Source organism: Suttonella sp., from assembly GCF_056855035.1.
Window position 1 is genome coordinate 1 of record NZ_JBXGGR010000021.1, and the last position, 21,417, is coordinate 21,417.

The window sequence follows — 21,417 nt, forward strand, 5'->3', positions numbered from 1 at the left end:
AAACATCGGCAACAACGGATAAGCAGGACGACCGCCGTGGTCGCGCAAATCAGCCACTTTTTTACTGGCAAGTGTGTGTTCAATGGCTTGCCAATCGAGCAGTTGGGTGATTTTAAGCAAGGGGAAACGGTCAGCGTATTGGTTGAGCAGGGTTTGGGCGGAGTGGTAGAAGAAGCTGCTCATGGAAAAGTCCTCTAAATTCTGGGTTGGGGAGAATTTAGAGGATTTTTGGGGTTTTGCAAAGGTTTCAGACTGCCAAAAGGCTTTTATTGTTCCCGCACGGCTTTCGCCTGCATTTCCAGTTGTTTTACCGCGGCGCGCATGTCGTCGATATTGGCATCGGGCGGCAGGGCTTCGCCGACATAGACGCTAATCAGGGCGCGGAATTTGCGCGGTTTGCCTTTAAACAGTCCGCCGTGGCGGCTGAAGAAGCTGCCCCAAAGGTTGTCGATATAAAGCGGAATAACGGGCACGGGATCGCGTTTGAGGATGAATTCCGCCCCGCGTTGGAAGACACTGATTTCGCCGTCGGTGGTAAGTTTGCCTTCCGGAAAAATCAGCACTTGTTCGCCGTTTTTTAAAGATTGGCTGACGATATCGAAGGCTTGATTGAATATTTGTGCATTTTCGCGTTTGCCGGCAATCGGGATGGTGCCGGCGGATTTAAACAGCCATGTTAAGGGTTTAAAGCGGTAAATGAGGTAGTAAATCATAAAGCGCACGCGGCGGCGGCTGGCGGCAATGATGATTTGCGAGTCCATATAGCTGACGTGATTACAAATAAGCAATGCCGCACCTTGCTGCGGCAGGCGTTCTTTGCCGACGATGCGCAGGCGGTAGAAGCCGTAGCTCATCAGAATGGCAATCAGGCGCAGGCTGTATTGCGGTTCGCGGCGGAACAGCCATACTGCTACTGCGATATGCGCGGCGCTGACAATCAGGAAGAGGCTGCGCATGGATAGACCGAGAATGCTTAAGATGAGAACGGAAAAGAGGCTGATAAAAACGATGGCTAAGGAATTGATGATGTTATTGGCGGCGATAATCCGCGATTTATTGCCTTCTTCGCTTTGATGCTGCAATTTGGCATACAGCGGCACGATGTACAGCCCGCCTGTGAATGCCATGCCGAAGAATAAGATGCTGACCGTCCAAAAATCGCCTTGGCGGTAGAATTGGGCGAAGTTCAGGCTGCTTTGCACATCGGCGCTATTGCCTGCCAAAAGCGCAATCCCCAAGAGAAAGGGCAGCATCAACCATGCGGCAAGGGCGGATAAGCCGGTTTCAATGCGTCCTGCGGTGAGTTTGGCGGCGGCAATCGAGCCGATGCCGATGCCGATGGAAAATAGTGCTAGCAGATAGGTGGTGATTTGCGGATTCGCGCCTAACACGTCTTTGCTGAATTGTGGGATTTGCGTGAGCAAGACCGCACCTAAGAGCCAAAACCATGAATTGGCGAGTATGGCTTGGAAGAGCGGTTTTTGTCCGTAGGTGTAGCTTAACAGGGCTTTGGTTTGCATCCACGGTTTGAAAGGCGGCAATTGTTCTTGCTTGCCCAATGACTGTTTGGGCACAAAGCAGGCGGCGACAAGTCCGATGCCGGCGGCAGAGAGCATGGCGGCGTAAAGGTATTTGAAGCCGATAATCTGCAGCTCGTGCCCGAAGCCGCGCGCGACCAAATCCGCGCCTAAAATCGTGCCCGTCAAGATGGCGAGAAAGGTGCCGGCTTCAACCAAGCCATTGCCCAGCATCAATTCCTGCGCTTTTAATCTTTCTGGCAGAATGCCGTATTTGACCGGTCCGAAGAAGGCGGATTGCATGCCCAATAAGCATAAAACGCCCATCATCAGCCAAGGCTGCTGCCAGAGAAAGGCGAAAACCCCTGCGCTCATTATCAGAAATTCCATGATTTTCAGCAGAACAATCAGGCGCTTTTTCTCGATGCTTTCCGCTACCAAGCCCGACCATGCCGAAAAGATGAACATCGGCAGAATGAATAATGCCATGGCAAGATTGGTGTATAGGCTTAGGGTTTGCGCGCTGAACATGAGGCTGAAGTAAATCAGCATGGCGTTTTTAAAGAGGTTGTCATTAAATGCGCCGAAAAATTGCACGATAAAGAAGGGGAAAAAGCGGCGGCTGAAAAAAAGCATGGATAATCCTTACATTTGCGCCGCTATAAAAGCGGCGGTCAAGAACCTGTATTTATGTCGTCGATTAAATGGCAATGACACGGTATCGGCTCATTTTTATGCTAATCGACTATACAAAACCTGCGGCGGATTCTCCTTAAAAGGAAAACATCTGCCGCAGCGTTTAGAAATGCAGGTTCTCAATAATTAGATGCGCATCGGCATGATGACGTATTTCAATGCCGGTTCTTCTTCGCAAGTAATCAGCATCGGGCCGTCGGCGCTTTGAATATGCAATTGCAAACGTTCGCCTTCCACGGCATCGGCGACTTCTATCAGATAATTGGCGTTCAAACCGATGCGCACTTCGATATCGGCGGGATTGAGAATATCGATATGCTCTTCGGCAAGTTCGTTTTCATTATTGCGCGCCGTGATGGTCAGACTGTGTCCTTTAAATTCCAAAATCACGCCGGTTTCGTCTTTGCGCGTCAGCAAGATACTGCTGCGTTTTAAGGCTTCGTGCAGGGTTTTGCGCTCGATTTGAACGGGGCTTTCTTGGATAGGGGGAATAATTTTCCGGTAATCGGGATATTTGCCGTCAACCAAGCGCGTAGTGAGGCGGGAATGTCCGTTGTCGAGGGACAGCTCGCGTTCGCCAAGATTGAGCGTTACGGCGCGAAAACGGGCTTCCGCCTGTTTGAAGCGTGGCAGCTTTTTCAGCTCTTTAAGCCGCTCGATTTGGTCTTTAATCTCGTTAAGCTCGTCAACATTAGCTGCCGCCAATTTGCTTTGCTCCGAATGGCTTTGCCATTTGTCGATATTCAATTGGTTTTCTATCAAAGATTTGACCGCTTTAGCCGGCAGAATCAGAGCATTGGGCACATTGTCCGCCGCGCTTAATTCGCTGTTTGCCAAAGAAAGGCGGTGTCCGTCGGTGGCAACCGCTTCGATGTTTTTGCCTTCCACCGCCAATTGCAGTCCGTTGAGATAGTGGCGCATATCGTTTTTCGCCATCGAAAAACGCACTTTATCCAGCAAGAAGACGAAGTTAAGGGCGTCGATTTCAAATTCGCCCGTTTTATCGCTGCTTTGGGCGATCGGATAGTCTTCGGCTGGCAGGGTTTGCAATTGAAATTGGCTTTTGCCGCTACGTACGAAAAGCTGTTCGTTTTCCAAATGAAAATGAATGTTCGCCTGATCGGGCAATTGTGAAATCAGCTGGGTCAGCAAGTCTGAGGAAACTGTGATTTTTCCCGCTTCTTCTACTTTGGCGGGCAATTCTGTGGCGAGCGTGATTTCCGTGTCGGTGCCAAGCAGATGCAGTTTGTCTTCTTTTGCTTCCAGCAAAATATGCTGCAATATCGGTTGGGGGCTTTTTTTCTCGATAATCCCATTCACTTCTGCCAAACGAGAGATCAGAATGTTTTTCACAACTTCAAATTTCATATAACCTCTTTTTTATAAAGACGACGTCGTCGTCAGGTCTGTGGAATAGTGGATAAATGAGTAAGCGGTTTATTTTCCTAGAGAAAGCGGGGGTTGATGCAGCTGTGAAGCTGTGAACAAAATACCGCCTTGCTGTGGATAAATCGGCTGACTACTTTTGCTGACTATTATGCACAAGAAATACACACTTAATACAAAAATTATTAGCCCGTGATGGTCATTTCCAAACCGCGGTACAACTCATTGAAAGCAGAATCATTATCCAGCTTTTCATTGATTTTGTTGCAAGCATGTAAAACCGTGGTGTGGTCTTTGACATTAAAATATTGGGCGATTTCGGTCGTGGAATGCTGAGTGAGCTTGCGCGCCAAATGAATGCCGATTTGCCGCGGCAAAACGATATTGGCTTTGCGGCTTTTGGAAATCATTTCTTCCGGCGTGATTTTGTAATGGCGGGCGACGACGTTGTGAATGTTTTCCAGCGAAATTTGGCGGCTGCGCGCTTTGATTAAATCGCCGAGAGCTTCGCGCGCCAAACGGATGTCGGGGGCGCTTAATTGGCGGATTTCGCAGCGCATATAGACGTTTTTCAGCGCGCCTTCCAAATCGCGGACATTGGAAACCACTTGTTCGGCGATATAAAGCGCCACATCGTCGGGCAAATGGAAATTTAAGCGGTCGGCTTTATTGTGCAAAATCGCGATTCTGGTTTCCAAATCCGGCGGTACGACGGATACGGTTAAGCCCTGCCCGAAGCGCGATTGCAGGCGCGGCTCGAGTCCGTCGATTTCTTTGGGAAAGCGGTCGCAGGTGAGGATAATCGGGCAATGGCGGTCAAACAGGCTATTGAAGGTGTGGAAAAATTCGGTTTGCGAACGTTCTTTGCCGCCTAAAAATTGCACGTCGTCGATTAAGAGCGCGTCTGCGCTGCGGTAATATTCGTTAAATTCCTGCATATTGCTTTTCTTTTCTTGCAGCACGGCGATGAAATCATTGGTAAATTCTTCGGCGGTCAGATAAATGACGCGGTTGCGCCCGTTGGCGCGCAGGGCATTACCGACGGCGTGCATGAGATGCGATTTGCCCAATCCCGTGCCGCCGTAAATCAGCAGCGGATTGAATTGCGGATTGAATTCTCCTTCGCTGACCCTTTTGGCGGCGGCATAGGCATTGTCATTAGATTGCCCGACGACGAAATTGTCAAACTGGTATTCAATGTTGAGGTTGCTTTTATATTGTCTGCCGCCGGTTTTGCGGACGTTTTTCTGCTCGTCGAAAATATCCGGCTCATGCACGCGCAGTTTGAATTTCTGAATGCCGTATTTTTCCAAGGCAAGCCCCAGCGTGGGCAGCACTTTCTTTTCCAAAGTGCTGATGGCGAACTGGTTGGGCGCATTGATGAACCATTGCTGCTTTTCTTGGCTGAGTTCGCAGGATTTGAGCAGATTGACGAAATCTTCGCTCAAAATCGGCTTGAGGCTGTCGATGATGGTTTCCCATTTTTGATTGGCTTCGCTCATGGTCTTCCTTAAGATAAATTTTCCAGACGGTCTTCGGCTTTTTTGCGCGCTTTTTCTTCCGCCTTAATCACGAGGGCGGCGATTTTCCAGCCTTTTTGCGGCTTGAGGTTGCTTGCGCTGGAGAAAATATGCAGTCCGCCTTTTTTATCTAAGGCATAGAGCGCAATATTCTGCGCATTATCGCTTTGATACTGCTCCCATGTATAGGCTTCGCTCAGGGTGGTCAGCTTAATCGCCGCGCCCTTGTTCAGGCTTTCTTGCAATTGGGCATTGCTGATGTCTTTACCGAACAGCCAAGGGCTTTGCCAGTCGTCGCGGTGGATTTCGCCGTCTTGTTCCTGATGCTCGATGCGGATGCGGTACACGTTTTCTTTGCCGAATTCATTGCGATAACGCAGGGCGGCAAGCAGGTTTTCTTCTTCGCGCGAATGCAGGGCAATCAGCTGTCCGATGCCGATTAGGTTTAATTTGCGGTCGGCGTATTCGGAAACGGGATTGCCGTAATAGCTCGCCAGTCCCGCCATGCGCGCGCGTTGGCTTTGCTGATATTGATTGCTGGCGATTAGGACTTCGATACCGTTTTCCTGCAGGCTTTTGCCCAGCGTGATGGCAAAGGGCTGCGAGCCGGTAATTAAAACGCCGTTGGACGCGCTTTCGGCAACGCCCAATTTTATCGCCAAGGTTTTGGCGGAGAGACTTTGCAGCATTACCGTGCCGATGATGATGGTAAAGACCATCGGCACGAGAATATCGGCTTCCTGATTGCCGCCGGATTGCAGTTTTAAAACAAAAAGCGAGGATACGGCGGCGGCGACGATACCGCGCGGCGCAATCCAGCTGATCAATAATTTTTCATTGCGGCTGAGCGGCGAACCCAAAGCACAGACCCAGACGGAAATCGGGCGGGCAACCAGCATCACAATCAGCAATACGGCAATACCGCCGAAGCCCATTTGCACAAAGCCTTGGAAATTGACGCGGGCGGCGAGCAGAATAAAAAGTAGGGAAATAATTAAAATCGATAGGGTTTCTTTGAAATCGACAATATCGTCGGTGTGCAGACTTTTAATGTTCGCCATCATCATGCCCATGACGGTTACCGTCAATAAGCCCGATTCTTCGGCAAGGGCATTGGAAATGCTGAATATCAGCAGGACGCAGGCAAGGGTGCCGACGTTTTGCAGATATTCGGGGATCCATTGTTTTTTCAAGGCGGTGGCAAGGGCGAAGGCGGCAGCAAAACCCAGCGCCAAGCCGATGATAATCACTTTGGCGAAAATCAGCGGCGAATGTCCCGCAATAATCCATTCGTAAACCAAGACCACCAACAGCGCGCCGATAGGGTCGATGATAATACCTTCCCAACGCAGAATATTGCTGATTGCGCGGTTCGGACGCACACTGCGCAGCAGGGGCACGATGACTGTCGGGCCGGTTACGCAGACCAATGCGCCGAATAAGAGCGCAATCGGAAAGCTCAAATCCATGATTGCCCAAGCGGCAAATGCAGTGATGGCAATGGTGATGACTACGCCGATGCTGACCAGTTTGGTCACGACCATGCCGTGATTTTTGATTTCGGGCAGGTTCAGCGTCAGCGCGCCCTCAAATAAAATCACCGCCACGCCCAATGAAATCACGGGGAAGAGCAAATCGCCCAGCAATTCGTCGGGATTGAAGACATGGAAGGTCGGGCCGAGCAGTAAACCGGCGGCAAGTAGGAAAATAATCGCCGGTTTTTTTAAAAACCAGCCTAGCCATTGGGCGGCGATGCCGAGTGCCAAAATAGTGGCAAGCATTAGAGAAAGGTCTTTCATATCAATATCGCTTAGGGTTAAGAAGGAATACGTTGCAGCAATTTGGCATAGTAGCCGTTTTTGTCTAGCAGCGCTTGATGGTTGCCGGATTCGAGAATTTTGCCGCGTTCCAGCACGACGATGCGGTCGGCGCTTTCAATCGTGGATAGGCGGTGGGCGATGATAATCGCGGTGCGGTTTCTGCTCAGGCGCTCTATCGCTTCCTGCACTTTTTGCTCGCTGCGGTTATCTAGCGCGGAGGTTGCCTCGTCTAAAATCAGAATCGGCGCGTCTTTATATAGGGCGCGGGCGATGGCGATGCGCTGTTTTTGTCCGCCAGAGAGGCGGTTGCCGTATTGCCCCACAGGACTGTCGTAGCCCTGCGGCAATTGACGGATAAATTCGTCGGCATTGGCGGAGACGGCGGCAGCAACGATTTTTTCTTGATCGGGCTTTTCATCGGCATAGGCGATGTTTTGCGCAATCGTCGTATCAAAGAGCATGGTTTCTTGAGAAACATATGCCATGGCTTGGCGGCGTTCTTCCAGACGGATTGAGGCGGTATCTTGTCCATCGATGAAAATGCGTCCGCTGTCGGGCGGATAAAAGCCTGCCAGCAGTGCGGCAAGAGTCGATTTGCCCGAACCCGATTCGCCGACTAGGGCGATGCTTTCGCCTGCTCGAATGTGCAGGGAAAAATCTTCCAATACCTGCCGCTCGCCATAGGCAAAAGAGACGTTTTCAAAGCGGATGTCGCCCTGTTCCAAACGAATGCCGCTAGGGGTTGTTTGGCGGATTTCTTCTTCTTCGGCATCGAGGAGTGTAAAAACGCTTTCCATTGCGGCAAGACCGCGCTGAATGGCTTCATTGACTTTGCCGAGACGTTTTATCGGCGGAAAGAGCAATGCCATCGAGCCGAGAAAGGCGACGAATTTGCCGTTGGTCATGCCGTCGCTGTGGCTTTGGGTGGCGGCAATCAGAATGACGGCGGATAGTGCCAGAATGATGATGACTTCCAAAATCGGCGAGGTCATGGCGGAGATGCGGCTTGAGGCGAGTATATGGCTTTCGATGGAATGCGCCTGCTGATTGAATCGCGCGCGTTCGTGTGTAAAGCCGTTAAAAATCCGCACAATGGCGCGACCGCGTAAGGCTTCGTCAATCACATGATTGATGCTGCCCATGTCTTCTTGCAGGCGCTGGGAGAGGCGGCGCATTTTTTTGGAAACGAAAACGATAAACCATGCCACAAAAGGCGCGGCAATCATCAGAATCAGAGTCAGCTGCCAGTCTAAAACAAAGAGGCTGATAATCAGGGCGAGAATCGTGATGCTGTCGCGGATAAGCTGAATCAGGGAATTGGTGGTGGCGGAGAGCAGCTGATTGACGTCATAAGTGAATTTAGACAGCATGCTGCCTTGGCTGTGTTCGTTAAAATACGCCATCGGCAAATGCTGCATTTTGGCGAACATCTCGCTGCGCAATTGATAGACGACTTTCTGCCCCACCCATGTGGTGGCGTAAGAAGAGGCGTAATTGGCAATGCCGCGCAGGGTAAAGCCGCCGATCATCAGGGCGACGAAATAATAAATGGCGCGGTAATTATGGCTTTGTCCGTCGCTAGAAAAGCCTTCGTCAATCAGACCTTTCATAATCCAAGGCATGAGCGGCTCGGTCATGCCGTAAAGCAAAGTGCCGATGACGGCAAGCGCCGCCATAGCTTTAAGCGGCTTGAGATAGGCAATCAGACGCAGATAGCGGACTTTATCTTCTTTATTGAGCATAAGGGGTGTTATATTAGTTTGTCAGGCGTCGGCAGACGCAAAGGCGGGCAGTATAGCAGCTTCCTGCTTCAAGGGCTTAATCAGCGGATTGAATAGCGTTTTTTAGAGGATTAGCGATGTCGGAGCAAAGAAATACACCGGATTTTTCCGCCGCAAGCGTCTTAGTGATCGGCGATGTGATGCTGGATCGCAATTGGCGAGGCGATACGCAGAGAATTTCGCCGGAAGCGCCGGTGCCGGTGGTCAATATCAGCAGTCAGGAAGCACGGGCGGGCGGTGCGGCAAACGTGGCGATGAATTTAGCCGCTTTGGGCGCGAAAGTCGCCTTATGCGGTTTGGTCGGCGATGATGAGGCGGGCGGACAATTGCGCGCGATTATCCGTCAGCAGGGCATTACAGATCTCATGGAAAATTGCCCTGCCGATACGATTACCAAATTGCGCGTTTTATCGCGCCATCAGCAGCTGATGCGCTTGGATTTTGAAGCGAAAGATTATGCCCGATACGCAGAATTATTAGCCGCACCTTTTGAAAAGGCTGTGGAAGAAGCCGATGTGGTGGTTTTTTCCGATTACGGCAAAGGTGCATTGGCTGATGTCAGCCGATTGATTGCAAAAGCCAAGCAAGCGGGAAAATTAGTATTGCTCGATCCCAAAGGCAGCGATTACGCCCGCTATCGCGGCGCGGATATCATCACGCCGAACCGCAGCGAACTGGCTTTGGCGATCGGCAATGCCAGCGATGCGCATTTGGTCGCTAATACGCGGCGCTTGCTCGATGACTGCGGCATTCAGGCGGTATTGGTTACCTTAAGCGAAAAAGGCATGCGCTATGTGGCGGCGCAAACAGAACATTATTTGGCGGCGCAGGCGCGCGAAGTCTATGACGTAACGGGGGCGGGCGATACCGTGATTGCCACTTTGGCGGCGGCATTAGCCGTTCAAATCCCTTTGCCGCAGGCTTTGGAATATGCCAATGCCGCCGCCGGTGTGGTGGTGGGAAAACTTGGTACTTCCACGCTCAGCCCGGAAGAGCTGCGCGCCGCTTTGGAGCCGCCGCGGGCGCGTTCGCACGGCGTGGTGGATAAGGAAAGTCTTAAACGTCTGATTGCGCGGGCGCGGACACGCGGACAGAAAATCGTCATGACTAACGGCTGCTTTGATATTCTGCATGCGGGACATGTTACCTATTTGGCGGAAGCCAAGGCCTTGGGCGACCGCTTGATTGTTGCGGTCAATACCGACGAATCGGTGCGGCGCTTGAAAGGCGAAAGCCGCCCCGCGAATAATCTGCACAGCCGCGCAGCGGTGCTTGCCGCCTTGCAAAGCGTGGATTGGGTCGTCGTTTTTGAAGAAGACACCCCTGCGCAATTGATTGAAGAACTGATGCCGGATATTTTGGTCAAAGGCGGCGATAACCGCGTGGAAGACATTCCGGGCGCGCAAGCAGTCTTAGCCAAGGGCGGCGAAGTGAAAATCATGTCTTATGTGGACGGCTTTTCTACCACTAAAACCCTATCCAAATACCAAAAGGAGCAATAAATGTATTTTGCCGACTGCCATAGCTGCCTGCCCCTGCACGGAGATACCGATTTCGCCCAATTGCGCCTGCACTACGACAGCGGCGTGCGCTATGTGAGTATCAATGTCGGCATGGACATGAATCCTTTGTCGCAAATTATGCGTACCATTGCCGGTTTCCGCCGCCAAATCGCGGCAAGCGATTGGCTGATTCAGGCGCAAAGCTATGCCGACATCGAACGCGCTTTCGCCGAAAATAAACTGGCGATTTCCTTTGATTTGGAGGGCGCTTTGCCGCTCTTAGAAAGCGTGGACATGGTTGGGCTTTATCACCATCTGGGCGTGCGGCAAATCCATTTGGCGTATAACCGCAACAACAGCATTGCCGGCGGTGCGCACGATACGCCGCAGGGCTTGACCGCCTTGGGGTGCGAGGTGGTGGAAGCCATTCATGCCCACGGCATTTTGATGGATTTAAGCCATAACAGCGAAGAAACCGCATTCGATATTTGTCGCTTAAGCGGCAAACGTCCCGTCTTATACAGCCATGCCAATCCTGCCGCGCTGGTCGCGCACGGACGCAATATCAGCGACGACATTATACGGGCGGTGGCGGCAACCGGCGGATTGATCGCCTTAAACGGCGTGTGGCGTTTTGTCGGCGATGAAAACCTCAATCCCCTGTCCATGCTGCCGCTGATTGAATATGTGGCGGGGCTTGTGGGTGTCGAACATACGGCAATCGGCTTGGATTATTGCTATGACGACGGACGTCCCGATATTCCTGCCGATGTCGATCGCGGCTACTGGTGGCCGGTGGAAGCTGGTTATCTGCCCGGCAAAGGACTCTCCGGCAAATACATCTCTCCGGCGGGTTTGGCGGGCATTGGCGAGGAACTTGCTAAGCGCAACTATACCGAGGCGCAAATAGATGCGATTATGCGAGGTAATATTTTGCGCTTAATCAGTCAAGTATGGAAATAACAATTAACTGACAAATGCTCGATAATCAGGCATAATCATACGCCTTGCTAAGGAGGAATAATGGCCGAACCCAAAAAAAACGATTACTACGACATCCTTCATATTAGTCCGGATGCAGATTTACGCGAAGTTGCCGAAGCGATTCGGCATTTTCGTGAAGAAAGAGACAAATCCGGCAATTACACCGCCATTATCAATAAAATCGAAGAAACGCTTACCGACCCTGAACTGCGCGTGCAATATGATTTCGAACACGGCTATTCCGGTCCTAAAGACAGCTTTATGGACATTGACGAAAGCGTTACCAAAAATCATCACAGTACCAAGCCCGAACATCATAAATACGACATCCGCAAAGAATTAGCGGAATATTCCGTCTTATCCGATAAAAATACGAATTTAGGCAGTTCCTCTTTATTTGATTTGCGCAAAATCATCATTGCTTTTAGCGTGTTAATCGTACTTCTGCTGGCCTTTATATTCTCTAAACCCCTATTAGACAAAAAAGCGGGAAAAGAACAGGCGGAAGCAGCTTTGGCACTCTTAAAACAAACGGAATCGCAAATAGAAAACGCCATTAGAGAAAGCAAAACCTTCCCGGAAAAACTCAATCTGCACAATAGCGACAGCCGCTTTAATCTGCGTCTTGATGCGCAAAGACAGCAGATTGTCTTAACTTTTAGCGGTGATGTAGTTAATGATTTGCGCAATGCGGAAATGACAAACAGCTTTATCACCCAGCCAAACCTCACTTACTGGAAATGCGATATCGGAAGCGGTTTTCCGGCTGAATATAAACCTGTAAAATGTTTCTAATCTGAAATCGGATACAAATTCAGGTATATCGATACTAAATACCTAAACTATCGATGAAATCATCTAAAGCGGAATGTTCTTCCGCTTTTTTATGCCCTATTTGCAATGCTATTTTATGAACGGCATTTAAATTTCTAGTTTTACAAGGTATTAGTTTTGATTTTATCCGCACATAATCATTAATGACTATAGTCAAAGATTTCAAAAAGAGTTACAGTTTTGATTCATTTTGCTGTACTCTCTATAACGCTCGCAGCTTGAAACCTTTGCAAAGGTTTCAGCTTGATATTTTGTATCACTTTTTCAGTTCTTCGACTATAGATATTTTCTTAAAGAAAATTTTATTTGCTTTGGCGACATCTTTTAGTTATACAGTAACTTTTTTCTAAGGAATCTTATATGCCGCTTTGGACGCTCGAACAGGCGCGGGCAATTCATGACCAGCCCTTTATGGATTTGATGTTTCAGGCGCAGCAAGTGCATCGCGCTCATCATGCGGCAAATGCAGTACAAGTCAGCACCTTATTGTCGATTAAAACAGGCGCCTGCCCTGAAGATTGCAAATATTGCCCGCAGAGCGCGCGCTATCAAACAGGCGTGGCGCGCGAGAAATTATTGTCGAAAGAAGAAATTCTGCAAGCGGCGCAGCGTGCCAAAGCGCAAGGCGCGCAACGTTTTTGCATGGGCGCGGCATGGCGCGATCCTAAGCCGCAGCACATGCCTTTTTTGACGGAAGTGGTGCGCGAAGTCAAAGCCTTAGGCTTAGAAACCTGCATGACGCTGGGCATGTTGGATGCCGATAAAGCAGAGCAATTGGCGGCGGCAGGTCTGGATTATTACAATCATAATTTGGACAGCTCGCGCGAATTTTACGAAAAAATCATTACCACCCGCACTTATGACGAACGTTTGGATACCTTGGAACACGTGCGCAATGCCGGTATGAAAATCTGCTCGGGCGGCATCATGGGTATGGGCGAAGAAAGTCATGACCGCTTGGAAATGCTGGTAACGCTGGCAAATTTGCCTAAGCCGCCAGAAAGCGTGCCGATTAACCAGCTGGTGCGTGTCAAAGGCACGCCGCTGGCGCATGAAGACGATCTCGATCCTTTTGATTTTGTGCGCGTCATCGCTACCGCTCGCATTCTCATGCCCAAAAGCGCGGTGCGCATTGCGGCAGGGCGGGAATTTATGAGCGAACAAACCCAAGCGCTGTGCTTTATGGCGGGCGCCAATTCCGTTTTCTACGGCTGCAAATTGCTGACCGCCAATAATGCCGACGAGCAGGGCGATGTACAATTATTCGCCAAATTGGGCATCAATCCCGAATGGGTGGCGGCGCAGCAGGCATTGCGCCGCAGCTTGCAGCAAGCCGCCGCTTTGGGTGTCTATCGCCCTTCAATATAATCGGAGCAATGGAAAAATCATACAGGCGCTACAGAGCTTAAGGCAAGGCGGCTAATCGTGTATGGTATGCTTTTTCCGACCGCGCTATGATGCGCTTTTCACAGATAAGCCGGCAGTGTGCTTGCAAAGGATGTAAAGATGAACCCACGTTTGAAATGGTTGTGTCGCAGAGGCATGAAAGAGTTAGATTTATTGATGGAAAGCTATTTACAGCAGGATTATCCGCAGGCATCTGAGGCGCGGCAGGCGGCTTTTGAAAAATTGCTGGGCTATCAGGATCCTTTGATTTTGGATTTGCTTTTCGGGCGCAAGCGCGATGCCGATGCCGAGGTGCAGGCTTTGATTGATATTTTGCGCGATTATCAAGTGGCGAAAGCGGGCGAATAATGAAGAAAATCCTTCCATTACTCTTGTTGTTGATTGCGGGCGGAGCGGCTTTTGCTTGGTGGCGTAATCAGCAGTTGTTGGATACGCAGTTAGAGGGTTTTGCCAAAGCCAACGGGCGTTTGGAATTGGCGCGTTACCGCGTGGCGACTTTACGCCCCGGGCGGATTGCAATGCTGCATGTGCAGGAAGGGCAGCAGGTGACGAAAGATGATGTTTTGGTCAGTTTGTCTTCCGAAGAGGCGGAGGCGAAATTAGCGGCGGCAGAGGCGGCGCGCGCACGAGCGCAAAGTGCGGTACGGCGGGCGCAAGGCGCCGAGCAAAGAGCCAAAAGCGCACAGTCGCGTGCCGGCGGCGGTATGGCGCAGGCGGATGCCGAGATTGCGGCTCAGCGCGCGCAATTGGCGATTGCCGAAGAGGAATTGAACAATGCGCGGCAGTTGTTTAAGCAGAAATTGATTTCTGCGGCGGAGCTGACAAAGCGCGAAAAGGCGCGCGATGCTTTGCGTGCGGCGGTCAATGCCGCCAATGCCGGTAAATCGCAGGCGCAAGCCGGAGAAACGGAGGCGCAGGCAGCCATCAGCGAAGCGGCGGCAGCTGTGCAGGAAGCGCAGGCGGCAGTCGCGCAAACCGATGCCGAGATTCGCGCGATTCAAAGCGCGATTGAGGATTTGACGGTCAAAGCGCCGATTGGCGGACGCGTGGAATATACGGTGGCACAGGCGGGCAATGTAGTGGCGGCGGGCAGCGTGCTGCTGTCTTTGGTCGATCCGCTGGACGTGTCGATGGACGTGTTTTTGCCGATTAGCGCGGTGGGGCAGGTAGTGATTGGGGCGGAGGCACGGATTGTACCCGACGGTTTGTCGGCGGTGTTGCCGGCGCAAGTCAGCCGAATTGCCGAGCAAGCGCAATTCACGCCGAAATATGTGGAAACCGCCGCCGAGCGCGAGCATTTGATGTATCGCGTAACGGTGCGGATTCCACCCGAGATTGCCGCCGATTATGCCGATTATCTCAAGGGCGGCATGACGGCTGTCGGCTATGTGCGCTTAGACGAGCATAAGGAATGGCCGAGCGAATTGGCATTGCGTCTGCCAGCGAAGCCGCAATGACTGCGCCGCTAGCCGTCGATGTGCGCCGTGTTTCGCATCGCTACGGCAAAACGACGGCATTGGAGGATTTCAGCCTCAGTCTGAAGGCAGGGGCGAGCATTGCTTTGGTCGGTCCGGACGGCGTGGGCAAATCGACTTTGCTGGCATTGATTGCAGGGGTCAAAATTCTGCAAAGCGGCAGTTTGCATGTTTTCGGGCAAGATATTGCCGACCGCCATGCGCGGCAAGCCCTGTCGCGGCGGATTGCCTTTATGCCGCAGGGCTTGGGCTACAATCTCTATCCCACGCTTTCGATTGACGAAAATATCGATTTCCACGCGCGCTTATTTTCCATTCCTACCGCCGAACGCGAGGCACGGATTGAGCGATTGTTAAGCGCCACCGATTTGCTGCGTTTTCGCGACCGTCCTGCGGGCAAGCTCTCGGGCGGTATGAAGCAGAAATTAAGCCTGTGCTGTGCATTGGTGCATGATCCCGAATTGTTGATTTTAGACGAACCGACGACGGGCGTTGATCCGCTGTCAAGGCGGCAATTCTGGCAATTGATTGCCGATTTGCGCCGCGAAAATCCGCGCATGACGGTATTGGTCGCCACCGCCTATATCGACGAGGCGGAGCAATTCGAGCAATTGATTGCCATGAACGAGGGCAAATTGCTGATTCATGCACCGACGGCGGAAGTCATTGCACAATACGCCGGCACGCCGCCGCCCGATGATGAGGGCATCAGCCATATTACGCCGCTGGAGCGCGCCTATCATCATCTCCTGCCCGAAGACAAACGCGGCGATGTTGATTTGCAGATTCCGCCTTTCCAGCCCGAAGCGGATGCGCCGCCGGCAATGGAGGCGGAGGGTTTGAGCAAACGTTTCGGCGATTTCACGGCGGTGGACAACGTCAGTTTTCGGATTGAAAAAGGCGAAATTTTCGGCTTTTTAGGCTCGAACGGCTGCGGCAAATCCACCACGATGAAGATGCTGACGGGGCTGCTCGAGCCCAGCGAAGGTCATGCCGAACTTTTAGGCGAAGCCATCGAAGCCGGCAGCATCGAGATGCGGATGCGCGTGGGCTATATGTCGCAAGCCTTTTCTTTGTATGAAGAAATGAGCGTGCGCAAAAATCTGGAAATGCACGCCACTTTATACCGCCTGCGCGGCAGCGCGGCGCGAAAAGCGGTGCAAGACGCCTTAAGTCGCTATCAATTGGCGGAAGTAGCGGATATCTTGCCGCGCCATTTGTCTTTGGGACTGCGCCAGCGTCTGCAACTTGCCGCCGCCTGCCTACATCATCCCGAAGTCTTGATTTTAGACGAACCGACTTCGGGCGTGGATCCTGCGGCGCGCGATTTGTTCTGGCAGGAATTGGGCAAACTCTCGCGCGAAGAACGGATTACCATCTTCGTATCCACCCATTTCATGAGCGAGGCGGCGCGCTGCGACCGCATTTCCTTTATGCACCGCGGACGCGTACTGGATATGGGGACGCCGCGGGAATTATGCCGCCGTCAGGGCGCAGCAAATTTGGAAGAAGCCTTTATCCGCTATTTGGAAGCTGCAGAAGAGGCGCCCGCAGCGGCAGAAGCGCGTCAGGATGCCGAACAGCACCCGCCCATTGCCGTCGCACATACCGCACCGCACAGCGGTTTTGTAGCATGGCTGTCTTTGCTGTGGACTTTTGCCAGACGCGAAAGCAAGGAATTGCTGCGCGATCCCGTGCGCCTGTTTTTCGCCTTGTTCGGGCCGGTATTGATGATGGTTTCTGCCGCCGCCGCGATTTCATTTGATGTGCGCGCGATTGATTTCGCCGTCTGGGATCAAGACCAAAGCGCGGAAAGCCGCGCCTTATTGGCACATTTTCGCGGCTCGCCTTATTTTAGCGAGCAGGCGCCGCTGTCTTCCGCTGCCGCCAAAGAGGCAGCGCTAAAAAGCGGCAGGGCGGCTTTAGTGATTGAGATTCCCTCGGGTTTTGCCAAAGACATGCTCAGGCAATCGCCGACGCCGGTCGCTTTTCTCATCAGCGGCAGCAGCCCTTTTTTGGCGGAAAATATTAAAGGTATGGTCTTAGGCATTGTGCAAAGCTATAGCGTGGAAAAATTGCGGCAAAGCGGTTATCCCCTCGATCTCAGTCCGCCGCTGCAAGTGCAGGCACGCTTTGCCTATAATCAGGATTTCAAAAGTATTTATGCCATCACCCCCGGCGTGATTATGATGGCATTGATGCTGATTCCCGTGATGATGACCACTTTGGGTGTGGTGCGTGAAAAAGAAATCGGCTCTATCAGCAATCTGTACACCTCGCCCGCCTCGGTGGCGCAATTTCTGCTCGGCAAGCAATTGCCCTATATCGGCGCAGGCTTATTGAGCTTTCTTATTTTGGTCTTATTGGCGGTGCTGCTCTTCGGCGTGCCGATTCGCGGCAGCTTTTTCGCCATGCTGTTGGGTGCCTACCTGCTGATTTTTGCCGTTACCGCCTTTGGTTTACTGGTGTCCAGCATTTTATCCTCACAAGTGGCGGCAATGGCGGCTGCGGCGATTCTGACCATGATTCCCGCCATGAATTTCTCCGGCATGCTTTACCCCGTTTCCACCATTACCGGCGGTGGGCGTATCATGGCGGCGGTCTTCCCCGCGGCACATTTTCAGCGTATCTCTTTGGGTGCTTTTACCAAAGGGCAGAGTTTTGCCGATTTTCTCCCCAACTACGCCGCCTTGCTCGCCTTTGCGCTGGGCTGTCTCAGCCTCGCCATTATGCTGCTGCGCAAACAGGAGAAATAAATGCACCGCTTCCGCAATACCTTGACCCTGACCCTAAAAGAATTCCGCAGCCTGCTCTCCGATGCCGTCATGATGGGCTTGATTGTCGTGATATTCACGGTAACGATTATCGCGATTGCCAAAGGCATCAGCATTGAAGTGCGCAATGCCAGCGTTGCGATAGTCGATGAAGACCATTCCGCCTTTAGCCGCCGCCTCGCCGACAGCCTACAAGCGCCGTATTTCCAGCCGCCGCAGCATCTGCCCTCGCTGAAGGCGGCACAGCAAGCCATGGATAAAGGCGACTATATTTTCGTACTGGTACTGCCGCCGCAACTGGAAAAAGGCCTGCTACGCGGCGCCAAGCCGGAAATCCAAGTTATCGCCGATGCCACCGCGCTCAGCCAAGCCGGTATCGGCTTCGGCTATTTACAACACATCATACAGCGCGAAGCCTTCGCCCTACTCGGACAAGGCAATATAGCGGATTTGCTGCCCCTGCAAGCCCATCTCAACATCACATTCAACCCCAATACCGACAGCAGCTGGTTTTTAGCCCTTGCCAACGTCAGCACCTTCGTATTCATGCTCGCCATGCTCTTAGTCGGCGCGGCGGTCATCCGCGAGCGCGAACGCGGCACCATCGAACATCTGCTCGTCATGCCCGTTAGCGCCAACGAAATCGCGGCGGCGAAAATCATCGCCAACGGCACAGTCATTGCGCTGGCGACCTTGGCATCGGTGCAATTCATCGTCAAAGGCGTATTGAACGTGGACTTATCCGGCTCAATGGCACTATTTGCACTTGGTACGGTCATCTTTCTCTTTTCCGCCGCCGCCCTCGGCATCCTGCTTGCCATCGCCGCCCCCAGCATGCCGCAATTCGCCCTCCTCATGCTGCCGATATACATCGTCCTGCGCATCATCTCCGGCGGCGAAACGCCCTTGGCAAGCATGCCCGACTGGCTGCAAAACATCAGCCAAGCCTCGCCCATGACCCAATACGTCAGCTTCAGCAATGCCGTGCTGTTCCGCAACGCGCCCCTGCATCTGGTGCAAAAAGAACTGCTGATTATGGGCGGCATCGGACTGGCATTTTTACTCATCGCCCTGCTGCGCTTTCGTTCCATGCTCGACAAACAAGGATAAACCATGACCGCCACCCGCCTATCATTCAGCCTCGCCCTCATCATCAGCCTTGCCGCCTGCCAACACAGCGACATACCGCCGATAGACACGCGCATCAGCCTGCCGACGAGCTTTGAACACAGCCCCGACAACCCTAGCAAAACCGACATCCGCGCATGGTGGCGGCATTTCCAAGATCCCGTTCTCAACCGCCTTATCGACGACGCCCTTGCCAATGCGCCCGACATCGCCATCGCCAAAGCACGAATCGAACAAGCCCAAGCCACCGCCGCCCTTGCCGACAGCGACAAAAACCCCATGCTCGGCGCCACCGCAGGCGTAGGCATCGCCTTAGGCAATCTCGACAACCCCCTATCCAATGCCCTGCCGACACCAATCGGCGACGACCTTCCCCCCGCCGCCCACAGCCGGCAAAGCGCCCTTATCGGCAGCTGGACAGCCGACTTCTTCGGCAAAAAACAAAGCGATGCCGATGCTGCCTACTACGCCTATCTCAGCGAAGCCGAACGTCTACACGGCGCACAAATCCTACTCGCGGCAAACATCGCCCGACACTACATCGAAGCCCGCCATATCGAAGCACGCAGCCGCATCCTGCAAAGCCAGCAAAGTGCCCTGCAAGAACTGGCACGCTATGCCTCAGGACGCTTTACCGCCGGACAAGCCAGCCAATACGACCGCGAAGACCTCGCCGCCAAAATCGCCGCCCTCAATGCGCAAATCGCCGGCCTTGATGCCGAACGCAGCAATCACATCACCCAGATTGCCGCCCTCGCCGGCAAAACCGAACTGCACATCGCCGCAGACGGAGGAAAACTCTTCGCCGCCCTTCCTACCGCCCCCGGCGGACACTACCCCGCCGAACTCATCACACGCCGCCCCGACATCCGCGCCCGCAAAGCCGCCATCTTGGCACGCAGCGCCCAAGTCGCCTCCGCCGAAGCCGACTTCTACCCGCGTTTCAGCCTTAACTTTGCACTGGCTGAGGGACGCATCGGACTGGACGGCGACCTATTGCAACACAGCCTCGGCGCCAGCGGCGCAGGCTTAGGCATCAATCTGCAACTGCCAATCTTTACCGCAGGCCGCCTGCAAGCCCAGCTGGACAAAGCCGAAGCCCAACTGCGCCAAGCCCTTGCCGAATACGACCAAACCCTGCTCAACGCCCTTGCCGAAGCGCAAAACAGCTACCGCCTCGCCGCCGCCTTGGAAAAACAAGCCCAATCCCTGAACAAAGCCCTGCAACACAGCGAAACACAAATCGCACAAGCACGCAGCCTCTTCAAATACGGACGCGAAACCTTCGACACCATCCCCAGCGCCATTCTCAATGCCGCCGAATACCGCACACATCAACTCGCCAACCGCCGCGGCTACGCCCTGAACCTTATCCAACTCTACAGCGCCCTCGGCGGCGGCTGGGAACAACATACGCCTTGATACCGTTCGTCATTACACATGTTCGGCAGCTATAAAAAATGATGTGGGACATAAGCGTAGGGTGGGCAACAAGTTGCCCACGCGTTTTAAGGCAATCCCCAATTTTTCAGGCTGCATACACACAATTCCATTTTACCCATTGAATTATTTGAACAAAAAATCATGTTAATATGACCACTTCATTCTCATAGGCAGCTTGAAACCATGTCCCATTATCGGCGTTCACAGCAAAAAGGCGGTACATTTTTCTTTACCCTTGTATTAGCCAACCGCCAAAGTAATTTACTGCTTAAACATATTGATTATTTTAAACAAGCCTATCGCAAAGTTTGGCAAGATTATCCTTTTGAATCAGTTGCAGTATGCGTATTACCTGACCATGTGCATGCCATTTGGACTTTACCGACTGATGACTGCGATTATTCATTGAGATGGCAACTGATTAAACGCTATTTTTCTCGTCATTTTGATGCCAATCAAACGCGTAGCCACAGCAAAATTAAACACCGAGAAAAAGGCATCTGGCAACGTCGATTTTGGGAACATGAAATCCGTAATGAACAAGATTTACGGCATTGTATAGATTATGTGCATTTTAACCCTGTAAAACATGGATATGTGGCGCAATGCGTGGATTGGGAATATTCAAGCTTTCATCGTTATGTGCGCTTGGGCATTTTGCCTGAAAACCGGGGCGGCACAGAGATTGTGCGCAAGCAAATTCAGGTAGATTGGGATTAAACCGCGTGGGCAACGAGTTGCCCACCCTACGCTTGCTGAAATTTAAATAAAGGAAATTTATATGGAAAAACAATATTATTGGGCGGAAGATTTAGAAGATTATCAATCAGATAATTTAATTGATGAAACAGCTAAAAATCCTGTAATTGAAATCAAGCGTTTGAATTTTTTTATTGGGAAAAATAATGCGGGGAAAAGTAGATTTTTGCGTAATTTATTTAAATCGGAAATTCCTGTTGCGAAAAAAATACAAACAGAAACTAAAAGTAATGAATTAAATTTATTAGATATTGGGCAAAGGGACATTTTAGGTGCTGTTTTCGAGTTCTTTAGCCCTAAGGGACAAAATAGGTGCTATCTAGCGTTTTTTAAGCAAAATAATCTTTTATAAACTTAACCTTATTGTCCTTTCCCATGCCGCAATGACAAG

General features: G+C 51.9%; 16 protein-coding genes and 1 pseudogene. 11 read left to right on the forward strand and 6 right to left on the reverse strand.

From position 1 onward, the window contains the following. The 6 genes and pseudogenes from ACJHVI_RS02145 to msbA all read right to left on the reverse strand — a co-directional run. Nucleotides 1-183: pseudogene (locus tag ACJHVI_RS02145) on the reverse strand (IS5 family transposase); the annotation flags it as partial. An 83-nt stretch (nt 184-266) separates the two neighbouring features. Next, nucleotides 267-2,153 carry an MFS transporter gene (locus ACJHVI_RS02150; protein WP_483182961.1) on the reverse strand — a complete coding sequence of 629 codons (1,887 nt, stop codon included), beginning with the start codon at nt 2,151-2,153 and terminating at the stop codon, nt 267-269. A gap of 186 nt (nt 2,154-2,339) precedes the next feature. Continuing rightward, nucleotides 2,340-3,581, reverse strand: a complete 1,242-nt coding sequence (gene dnaN / locus ACJHVI_RS02155) for a DNA polymerase III subunit beta (protein WP_483182963.1) — start codon at nt 3,579-3,581, stop codon at nt 2,340-2,342. Nucleotides 3,582-3,784: 203 nt separating this feature from the next. After that, nucleotides 3,785-5,101 (reverse strand): chromosomal replication initiator protein DnaA, encoded by a 1,317-nt coding sequence (gene dnaA / locus ACJHVI_RS02160; protein WP_483182965.1) that lies wholly within the window; start codon nt 5,099-5,101, stop codon nt 3,785-3,787. An 8-nt stretch (nt 5,102-5,109) separates the two neighbouring features. Beyond that, nucleotides 5,110-6,918 carry a cation:proton antiporter gene (locus ACJHVI_RS02165; RefSeq protein ID WP_483182968.1) on the reverse strand — a complete coding sequence of 603 codons (1,809 nt, stop codon included), beginning with the start codon at nt 6,916-6,918 and terminating at the stop codon, nt 5,110-5,112. Nucleotides 6,919-6,935: 17 nt separating this feature from the next. Then, nucleotides 6,936-8,681: a lipid A export permease/ATP-binding protein MsbA gene (gene msbA, locus ACJHVI_RS02170; RefSeq protein WP_483182970.1), complete on the reverse strand. Its 1,746-nt coding sequence runs from the start codon at nt 8,679-8,681 to the stop codon at nt 6,936-6,938. Between the two features lie 116 nt (nt 8,682-8,797). Here msbA and hldE point away from each other — a divergent pair, with 116 nt between their 5' ends. The 11 genes from hldE (at nt 8,798) to ACJHVI_RS02225 (ending at nt 21,378) form a co-directional block, all read left to right on the forward strand. After that, nucleotides 8,798-10,222, forward strand: coding sequence for a bifunctional D-glycero-beta-D-manno-heptose-7-phosphate kinase/D-glycero-beta-D-manno-heptose 1-phosphate adenylyltransferase HldE (hldE, locus tag ACJHVI_RS02175; protein WP_483182972.1), 1,425 nt, complete (start codon nt 8,798-8,800; stop codon nt 10,220-10,222). Beyond that, on the forward strand, nt 10,223-11,185 hold the full coding sequence (locus ACJHVI_RS02180) for a dipeptidase (RefSeq protein WP_483182974.1): 963 nt from the start codon (nt 10,223-10,225) through the stop codon (nt 11,183-11,185). It begins immediately after the preceding gene. Between the two features lie 60 nt (nt 11,186-11,245). After that, a complete protein-coding gene (locus ACJHVI_RS02185) occupies nt 11,246-12,001 on the forward strand; it encodes a hypothetical protein (RefSeq protein WP_483182976.1) in 756 nt (251 codons plus the stop codon). Between the two features lie 399 nt (nt 12,002-12,400). Continuing rightward, nucleotides 12,401-13,408 carry a biotin synthase BioB gene (gene bioB / locus ACJHVI_RS02190; RefSeq protein ID WP_483182978.1) on the forward strand — a complete coding sequence of 336 codons (1,008 nt, stop codon included), beginning with the start codon at nt 12,401-12,403 and terminating at the stop codon, nt 13,406-13,408. Nucleotides 13,409-13,546: 138 nt separating this feature from the next. Then, entirely contained in the window at nt 13,547-13,795 is a 249-nt protein-coding gene (locus tag ACJHVI_RS02195; RefSeq protein WP_483182980.1) for an FAD assembly factor SdhE, read from the forward strand. Beyond that, nucleotides 13,795-14,904, forward strand: a complete 1,110-nt coding sequence (locus tag ACJHVI_RS02200; protein ID WP_483182982.1) for an HlyD family secretion protein — start codon at nt 13,795-13,797, stop codon at nt 14,902-14,904. Before ACJHVI_RS02195 ends, ACJHVI_RS02200 begins: the two co-directional genes overlap by 1 nt. After that, entirely contained in the window at nt 14,859-17,678 is a 2,820-nt protein-coding gene (gene rbbA / locus ACJHVI_RS02205) for a ribosome-associated ATPase/putative transporter RbbA (RefSeq protein WP_483182983.1), read from the forward strand. The genes ACJHVI_RS02200 and rbbA overlap by 46 nt, the downstream gene beginning before the upstream one ends. Further along, a complete protein-coding gene (locus ACJHVI_RS02210; protein ID WP_483182984.1) occupies nt 17,679-18,806 on the forward strand; it encodes an ABC transporter permease in 1,128 nt (375 codons plus the stop codon). Between the two features lie 3 nt (nt 18,807-18,809). Continuing rightward, on the forward strand, nt 18,810-20,246 hold the full coding sequence (locus ACJHVI_RS02215; RefSeq protein ID WP_483182985.1) for a TolC family protein: 1,437 nt from the start codon (nt 18,810-18,812) through the stop codon (nt 20,244-20,246). A gap of 204 nt (nt 20,247-20,450) precedes the next feature. After that, nucleotides 20,451-20,987, forward strand: coding sequence for an REP-associated tyrosine transposase (locus ACJHVI_RS02220; RefSeq protein ID WP_483182986.1), 537 nt, complete (start codon nt 20,451-20,453; stop codon nt 20,985-20,987). A 61-nt stretch (nt 20,988-21,048) separates the two neighbouring features. After that, nucleotides 21,049-21,378, forward strand: a complete 330-nt coding sequence (locus ACJHVI_RS02225) for a hypothetical protein (RefSeq protein WP_483182987.1) — start codon at nt 21,049-21,051, stop codon at nt 21,376-21,378. Nucleotides 21,379-21,417: the final 39 nt, after the last annotated feature.

Bases quoted from the DNA above. Each gene is read 5' to 3' on its own strand.
- ACJHVI_RS02150 (WP_483182961.1), bottom strand. From the start codon at position 2,153: ATGCTTTTTTTCAGCCGCCGCTTTTTCCCCTTCTTTATCGTGCAATTT.
- dnaN (WP_483182963.1), bottom strand. From the start codon at position 3,581: ATGAAATTTGAAGTTGTGAAAAACATTCTGATCTCTCGTTTGGCAGAA.
- dnaA (WP_483182965.1), bottom strand. From the start codon at position 5,101: ATGAGCGAAGCCAATCAAAAATGGGAAACCATCATCGACAGCCTCAAG.
- ACJHVI_RS02165 (WP_483182968.1), bottom strand. From the start codon at position 6,918: ATGAAAGACCTTTCTCTAATGCTTGCCACTATTTTGGCACTCGGCATC.
- msbA (WP_483182970.1), bottom strand. From the start codon at position 8,681: ATGCTCAATAAAGAAGATAAAGTCCGCTATCTGCGTCTGATTGCCTAT.
- hldE (WP_483182972.1), top strand. From the start codon at position 8,798: ATGTCGGAGCAAAGAAATACACCGGATTTTTCCGCCGCAAGCGTCTTA.
- ACJHVI_RS02180 (WP_483182974.1), top strand. From the start codon at position 10,223: ATGTATTTTGCCGACTGCCATAGCTGCCTGCCCCTGCACGGAGATACC.
- ACJHVI_RS02185 (WP_483182976.1), top strand. From the start codon at position 11,246: ATGGCCGAACCCAAAAAAAACGATTACTACGACATCCTTCATATTAGT.
- bioB (WP_483182978.1), top strand. From the start codon at position 12,401: ATGCCGCTTTGGACGCTCGAACAGGCGCGGGCAATTCATGACCAGCCC.
- ACJHVI_RS02195 (WP_483182980.1), top strand. From the start codon at position 13,547: ATGAACCCACGTTTGAAATGGTTGTGTCGCAGAGGCATGAAAGAGTTA.
- ACJHVI_RS02200 (WP_483182982.1), top strand. From the start codon at position 13,795: ATGAAGAAAATCCTTCCATTACTCTTGTTGTTGATTGCGGGCGGAGCG.
- rbbA (WP_483182983.1), top strand. From the start codon at position 14,859: ATGGCCGAGCGAATTGGCATTGCGTCTGCCAGCGAAGCCGCAATGACT.
- ACJHVI_RS02210 (WP_483182984.1), top strand. From the start codon at position 17,679: ATGCACCGCTTCCGCAATACCTTGACCCTGACCCTAAAAGAATTCCGC.
- ACJHVI_RS02215 (WP_483182985.1), top strand. From the start codon at position 18,810: ATGACCGCCACCCGCCTATCATTCAGCCTCGCCCTCATCATCAGCCTT.
- ACJHVI_RS02220 (WP_483182986.1), top strand. From the start codon at position 20,451: ATGTCCCATTATCGGCGTTCACAGCAAAAAGGCGGTACATTTTTCTTT.
- ACJHVI_RS02225 (WP_483182987.1), top strand. From the start codon at position 21,049: ATGGAAAAACAATATTATTGGGCGGAAGATTTAGAAGATTATCAATCA.